The 6,436-nt window shown below is 60.4% G+C and carries 6 protein-coding genes; 2 read left to right on the plus strand and 4 right to left on the minus strand.

Translation table 11 applies throughout. From position 1 onward, the window contains the following. Positions 1 to 42: 42 nt before the first annotated feature. The 3 genes from ABYO54_RS12745 to ABYO54_RS12755 form a co-directional block, all read right to left on the minus strand. A complete protein-coding gene (locus tag ABYO54_RS12745) occupies positions 43 to 888 on the minus strand; it encodes a phosphatidate cytidylyltransferase (RefSeq protein WP_372808630.1) in 846 nt (281 codons plus the stop codon). A 12-nt stretch (positions 889 to 900) separates the two neighbouring features. Continuing rightward, positions 901 to 1,623: an isoprenyl transferase gene (locus ABYO54_RS12750; protein WP_372808631.1), complete on the minus strand. Its 723-nt coding sequence runs from the start codon at positions 1,621 to 1,623 to the stop codon at positions 901 to 903. Between the two features lie 145 nt (positions 1,624 to 1,768). After that, the gene (locus ABYO54_RS12755; RefSeq protein ID WP_372808632.1) at positions 1,769 to 3,046 is read right to left on the minus strand and encodes an adenylosuccinate synthase; all 1,278 of its coding nucleotides are present in this window, start codon (positions 3,044 to 3,046) and stop codon (positions 1,769 to 1,771) included. A 319-nt stretch (positions 3,047 to 3,365) separates the two neighbouring features. Here ABYO54_RS12755 and ABYO54_RS12760 point away from each other — a divergent pair, with 319 nt between their 5' ends. Continuing rightward, positions 3,366 to 3,611, plus strand: a complete 246-nt coding sequence (locus tag ABYO54_RS12760; RefSeq protein WP_372808633.1) for a hypothetical protein — start codon at positions 3,366 to 3,368, stop codon at positions 3,609 to 3,611. Between the two features lie 49 nt (positions 3,612 to 3,660). Here the strand turns inward: ABYO54_RS12760 and ABYO54_RS12765 are convergent, their stop codons facing one another. Beyond that, the gene (locus ABYO54_RS12765; protein ID WP_372808634.1) at positions 3,661 to 5,355 is read right to left on the minus strand and encodes a PTS sugar transporter subunit IIA; all 1,695 of its coding nucleotides are present in this window, start codon (positions 5,353 to 5,355) and stop codon (positions 3,661 to 3,663) included. A gap of 195 nt (positions 5,356 to 5,550) precedes the next feature. Between ABYO54_RS12765 and ABYO54_RS12770 the strand changes: the two genes are divergently transcribed. Then, positions 5,551 to 6,282 (plus strand): 16S rRNA (uracil(1498)-N(3))-methyltransferase, encoded by a 732-nt coding sequence (locus ABYO54_RS12770; protein ID WP_372808635.1) that lies wholly within the window; start codon positions 5,551 to 5,553, stop codon positions 6,280 to 6,282. The last annotated feature ends 154 nt before the right edge of the window (positions 6,283 to 6,436 follow it).

Raw genomic sequence — 6,436 nt, forward strand, 5'->3', positions numbered from 1 at the left:
GAGGGTTTCGAGCATGGTTGCAACCTTGGGGGGGGGTGGTGGTTATTTGAGGAAGAGTTCGATGTAGATGTAAAGCATGGGCGCGGCGAACAGGATGCTGTCGACCATGTCGAGGATGCCGCCGAGTCCGTAGACCATCGTATTCGAATCCTTGACGTCGACCGCGCGTTTGAAAAGCGATTCCACCAGATCGCCCAATGTGCCGACGACGGGGAACAGGACGCTGAGGGCCATGGCGTGGCCCAAGGGGAGGGCAATGGCGCTGTTGAGCCGTCCGTGGAAGATGAAGTACCAAGCCACGTTCACGAGGGCGCAGAAAACGATTCCGCCAACCAGTCCTTCCCAGCTTTTCTTCGGCGAAATGAAGGGGGCGAGCTTGTGCTTGCCGAAGCGGGTGCCGAAGAAGTAGCCGCCGGAGTCGGCCATTTTCATGCAGAGGATCACATAGAAGGCGGCCCAGCCGGGCTTGGAGAGGTCGCCGCACAGGAAGAGGCGCACCACGAAGCTCCAGAGCAACGGGACATAGACGACGCCCAGGATGGTGCCCATGCAACTATCGAGCCCTTCGCGCAGGTTTTGATAGGCCAGGATGCGGAAAAAGTTGGAGACGATCACCAGCAGCAGGATGCACCAGAGCAGGTTGTCGGAAACCGGTCCGGTCATGTGGAACCAGGTGGCCCCCACAAAAACGAGCCCGCTGCCGATGCCCCATTTGGTCGAGGTTTTCACGCCGCCCTGGTTGAGCAATCCGAAAAATTCCCAGCTGCCGACGGCGGCGAACAGCAAGAGTCCGATCAGCCCGATCGGCCAGCTGCATGGAACCAGGCAGAAGGCGGGGATCAGCACCGACGCGATGCACAGGGCTATGAGTATCCGTTTCTTATCCATAAATGTATGTCGCTATTTCTTATTCACACCACCATACCTACGGTCGCGGCCATTGAAAGCTTCCAGTGCTTCGAAAAACTGCGGCTCGCGGAAGTCGGGCCAATAGGTGTCGGTAATATGGAACTCGGAATAGGAGAGTTGCCATAGCATGAAGTTACTCAATCGCAGCTCGCCGCTGGTACGGATCATCAGCTCGGGATCGGGTACGTCCGGTAGGTAGAGGTGCTGCGCAACCGTCTGTTCGTCGATCTCCTTCGTCTTCAGTTCACCCGCCTTCACCTTTTCGGCGATCCGCTTGGCGGCATCGGCGATTTCCATGCGGGAACCATAGCTCAGGGCAATGATGAAGGTGTGGTCGGTGTAGTGCGCCGTGGCGTCGATCGTCTTTTGGAGGCGTCGGCGGACGGGCAGGGGCAGGCGCTCGAACTGGCCCATCACGCGCAGGCGGATGCGGTTGTCGTGCAGTTCCTGCTCATAGGCCTCGAGCGAGCTGATGAGCAGTCTCATCAGCCCGTCGATCTCCTGTGGCGGCCGCTTCCAGTTTTCGGTGCTGAAGGCATAGACCGTAATGAACTCCACCCCGGTCTGTGCCGCCGCGCGCAAGACGGCGCGCACCGACTGCGCGCCCTCCTTGTGGCCTTCGATGCGCGAAAGCCCGCGCTCTTGGGCCCACCGTCCGTTGCCATCCATGATCAGGGCAACGTGGCGCGGAACTTTGTCGAATGACGGGGTCATTCGAAGATCCTAAAATCTAAATCCGAAATCCGAAACAAATTCCAATGGGAAAATCCCAAGGCATCGGCAGATCTGTTTTGAGCTTTCGTCATTGTGCGTTCGAGTCTGTTTCGGATTTCGATATTCGGATGTCGGCTTTCCGTGCCTAGCGATCGAGCAGCATGGTGCTGGCGCGCTTCGGACCCACGGAGAGGATGGCCACCTTGACGCCGGTAATCGCTTCGATGTACTCGACGTATTTCTTGGCCTGCTCGGGAAGTTCGTCCCAGCACGTGCAGTCGGTGGTCGGCGTGTTCCAGCCTTTGAAGTCCTCGTAGACCGGCTTGCAGCGTTGCAGTTTGCTGATCGAGGCCGGAACGCTGTCGAGGCGCTCGCCGTCGCACTCGTAGGCCACGCAAACCTTGATGGTTTCCACGGCGTCGAGGACGTCGAGCTTCATGAGTGCCCATTCGTTGATTCCGCCGACCATGGCGGAATATTTGGCTACCACGGCATCGAACCAGCCGCAGCGCCGCGGGCGTCCGGTGGTGGCGCCGAACTCGTGGCCGACTTGCGCAATGTGCGCGCCCATGTCGTCGAACAGCTCGGTCGGGAACGGTCCTTCGCCGACGCGGGTGGTGTAGGCCTTGACGATGCCGACCACGCGGTCGATCGCGTTCGGCGGAACGCCCGATCCGGCGGGGGCGCCGCCGGCACCCGTGCTCGACGAGGTGACGAAGGGGTAGGTTCCGAAATCGACGTCGAGCATCACGCCCTGTGCGCCTTCGAACAGGATTTCGTCGTCGTCCTTAACGGCTTTGTGCAGGATCGGAATGGTGTCGCAGATGAACGGCTTGAGATAGTCCGCGGCTTCGGCGATTTCCGCCACCATTTCGTCGACGTTGAGCGCTTCGCCGCCCATGGCTTCGATGACGCCGTTTTTCGAGATGGCCATTTCGCGGACGCGGTCGAGGAAATCGGCTTCGAGGATGTCGCCCATGCGCAGGCCGATGCGGTCGGCCTTATCCATGTAGCACGGTCCGATGCCCCGTTTGGTGGTGCCGATCTTCTTGCCTTTTTCGAGGTTGCCTTCCTTGGTGCCGTCGATGGCCTTGTGGTAGTGCAAGACGATGTGTGCGCGGTCGGAAATGAAGAGGCGGCCTTCGAGTTTGATGCCGCGTTCGGTCAATTCGGTCAGCTCGCTCATCAGGCCGATCAGGTCAACCACCAGGCCGTTGCCGATGACGCACTTGCACGATTCGCGCAGGATGCCCGACGGGGTGAGGTGCAGCACATATTTCTGGTCGCCGATTTCGACGGTGTGCCCGGCGTTGTTGCCGCCCTGGTAGCGTACGACCCAGTCCGCGTTCGCGGTGAGTACGTCGATGATTTTGCCTTTGCCTTCGTCGCCCCACTGCGACCCGATCAATACTGTCTTCGACATGCTTTATATCTCCATATTAGCAATGATCGGTCATCCGAAGATCCGCACTTGTCCGCCTTTTTTCCGACAACCATATAAAAAAGCCCACTTCATAAAGGGGGCTTATGAAGCGGGGAAGTTAGGGAAACCCCCTCCGCTCGTCAAGACTTGAGGCGGTCGAATGAGGGGCCCCGCCCCGGTTGCCTGGGGGAAAGAATTCGTTTTTGGGGGTAGACACGGAGGGGCGGGCGGACTAAAAACGCCGTCGTTGACGGGTTCGTTTTTCGCCGGGAAAACATCCGGAGCGGAGCCGCGTGAAAACAATAACTGGGAGAAGCTCATGTTTCTTGAAGTCTATGCCGTTAAACGCAGCGAATACACCAAGGATACCGAGATTTCCATGGTGTCGCACAACCTGCGCCTAATCGAAATGACCGGTGCGCGCATCCGCAACTGCGATCTCTTTCCCGAGCGCACGGAGATCGTCCTGCCCAACAAATCGAAGTTGCTTTGCGCAGGCAGCTACGAAGAACTCGTCCAGCGCATGGCGCAGGCCGAGAACGGGATTGCCCGTATCAAGAAATAGCGATCGAGGCCGGCCTATTTCCGGCCGGCGAAAGGCGCTTGCGACCGGCCTATTCGAGGAAATAGTTGTAGTCGCGCGCCTCTTCGCTTTCGATCACTTCCATGGCATCCTCCGGGCTGATGGCGGCAATGAGGCGGGAGCGGATGGCATCGTTGCGGACCATGGCGGAAAGGCTGGAGAGCACCTTGAGGTGCATGTCCTTCTTGTCCTTCGGCGTAACGATCAGCATGATGACCTTCACGGTTTCGTGGTCGGGGGCGTCGAAATCGATCCCGTTGCGGCAGATGCCCATCACGCCCTGTATGGCGGGGCCCTTTTCCGTGTGCCCGTGCGGAATCGCGATGCCGCGCCCCATGGCGGTCGACATGTCCTTTTCGCGCGCCACCACCGATTGGTAAAGTTCCTCCTGGCTGATGTGCTCGACCCGGTGGGTCCGCATCAGGAACGCCACCAGCTGGCGGATCGCGTCCCACTTGTCGGCGGCCTTGAGGTCGACGACAATGAACTCCTCCGCCAGAAACTCGACGAGCCGCTGGCGGTCGCGATTGGCTTCACCGGACCGCGCCAGCGCGGCCTTGGTGCAAAACGGCCCCGCGATTTCCGCGATCGTGACCCCGGCCAGCACGATGGCGCTGACGACCTGCTTGATCTCGGCGGGGATATCGGCGTCGTTGCCCAGCAAAATCACCAGACCGATGGCGATGCCGGACTGCGGGTAGAGTGCGAAGGACATGTTCTGCCAAATGCGCTTGGAGCATTTTCCCGCAATGCCCCCCAAGGCCGCGCCAATGCTCTTGCCAAGAACGCGCGCGCCGGCATAGAGGAGCGCCAGCAGGCCGACCGCCAGCATGGCGTCGAGGTGGAGCGATACGCCCGCCAGCGTGAAGAAGCAGACGTAGAGGATCGGTTCGAGCGGCATCAGGGTCGTGAGCTGTTTTTCGGCGACTTCGGAGCTGTTGCCGAGGAAGACGCCGAAGAAAAGGTTCACCAGCAGCGGGCTGAGTTGGAGATAGGCCGCCAGGCCGTCCAGCAGCATGATGGCGAGCAGGATGGTGGAAAAGTCGTGGAACCGCGGCCGGCCGACCAGGGTCTTGCTGATCCAGCCGGCCGAAAGGCCCAGCGCCAGCGCCCCGAGCAAATGGTAGGCCGAGAGGATCAGTGCGTCGTCGATCTTGCCGGCGGTCTCGCCGCTGTCGAAATAGGCGGCCACAAACGTGCGCATCATCACAAACAAGAGAATGCACAGAATGTTGTTGAGCGCCACGGCGGAGATCAGCGTTTTGACGAACGGCCCCTTGGCCCGCGATTCCCGGATCAGCGCAATCGTCGTGGCCGGAGCGGTCGAGGCCGAGATGGCCCCCAGCAGGCAGGTGGTTGGCCAATCCATGCCGAACAGTCGCGCGGCCGCGATTACCGTGGCGACGCAAAAGCCGACCTCGAACAGCGAGATCGAAACAATGCGGCGCAGGGAGTTGTGGATGCGGCGGTAGGAGAGGTGGCCGCCGATGCTGACCGCCACCAGACTCATGGCAAACGTGGATAGCGGTTGCAGATCGTGGAGCTGTTGATGCGTGCCGATCAGGCCCAGGCAGGCGGGGCCAACCAACACCCCGCCCAAAATGTTTCCGGTCACGTGCGGTAGGCGGATGAGCTTCGCCACCCAGCCCCCGAAGAATCCGGCAAGAATCAAGATCCCGACCACCAAAAACGGACTCAGGTGCCCCGAGTGAATGATCGATTCCATGATTTGCCGCAATGCATCCACTTTTTTTGCCTCGCTTAGAGTTGGCCGACCCCCTCGGAATTGCCGCGCAGTGTGGCAGAGCCGCCACCCATTGGCAAGTAAACCGGACCGAATCTCAATAGGCCGCTCCCGGATGCACGCGCGTGACGCATGATTTGGGTTGTTGGATCGGTGCCGTTTCGCCATCCTCGCGCCATGAATCTGATATTGCTACAGAAAGCCGAAGTCGATGCCGATGGCCGGGCGGTGTTGTCCGACGACCGGGCCCGGCACATCCGAAAGATCCTGAAAGCCGAGCCCGGGAAGCAACTGCGCGTCGGGTTGTTGGATGGTCCGTTCGGCACCGGAACGGTGGAGTCGATGGATGGCACCCTGGTGGTGGTGAAATGCGAATTCGATCCGGAACTCCCGCCGATTCCGCGGATCGATCTGTTGCTCGCCATGCCGCGTCCGAAGGTGATGAAGCGGCTTTGGGCGCAGCTGGCGGCGCTCGGGACGGGCCGGATTGTGCTGCTGCGCGCCGAAAAGGTGGAGCGCTACTATTTCGACAGCCACGTCATCGAGCCGGGGTTCTATAACAAAATGTTGGTCGAAGGCCTGCAGCAGGCGCGGTGTACCCATTTGCCAGAAGTGTTGGTTCGTCCGCTGTTCAAGCCATTCGTGGAGGACGAGCTCGAAGCCCTCTTTCCCGACCACCTGAAACTGCTGGCCGACCCCGCCGGAACCAAGCGCCTGTCCGAAATCCAAGACCTCGGCGCGGGCAAACGGGTGCTGCTGGCCATCGGTCCCGAAGGCGGCTGGACTCCCTATGAGCTGGAGATGCTCCAGGCGCGGGGATTCCGGCTCTTCGGAATGGGCAACCGGATTCTTCGCACCGATACCGCCACCGTCGGTTTGATCTCAATGATCGCCGAGCAGGTGGGGTAGATGCGCACACTTGCGCAAGTGTGTGCACATAGCCGTCGGTTCCAATCGGCGGTTGCAGGGCCTTATTCAGCCCCCAAAGACCCTGATCTTTGGTGAAATCCGCTCATCGCGGGGTAGCGCGTGCTTGGCCGCGCGGGCGGTCACACTTGCGCAA

Origin of the sequence: Pontiella sp. (assembly GCF_041622395.1) — a bacterium.
Taxonomy (GTDB): domain Bacteria; phylum Verrucomicrobiota; class Kiritimatiellia; order Kiritimatiellales; family Pontiellaceae; genus Pontiella.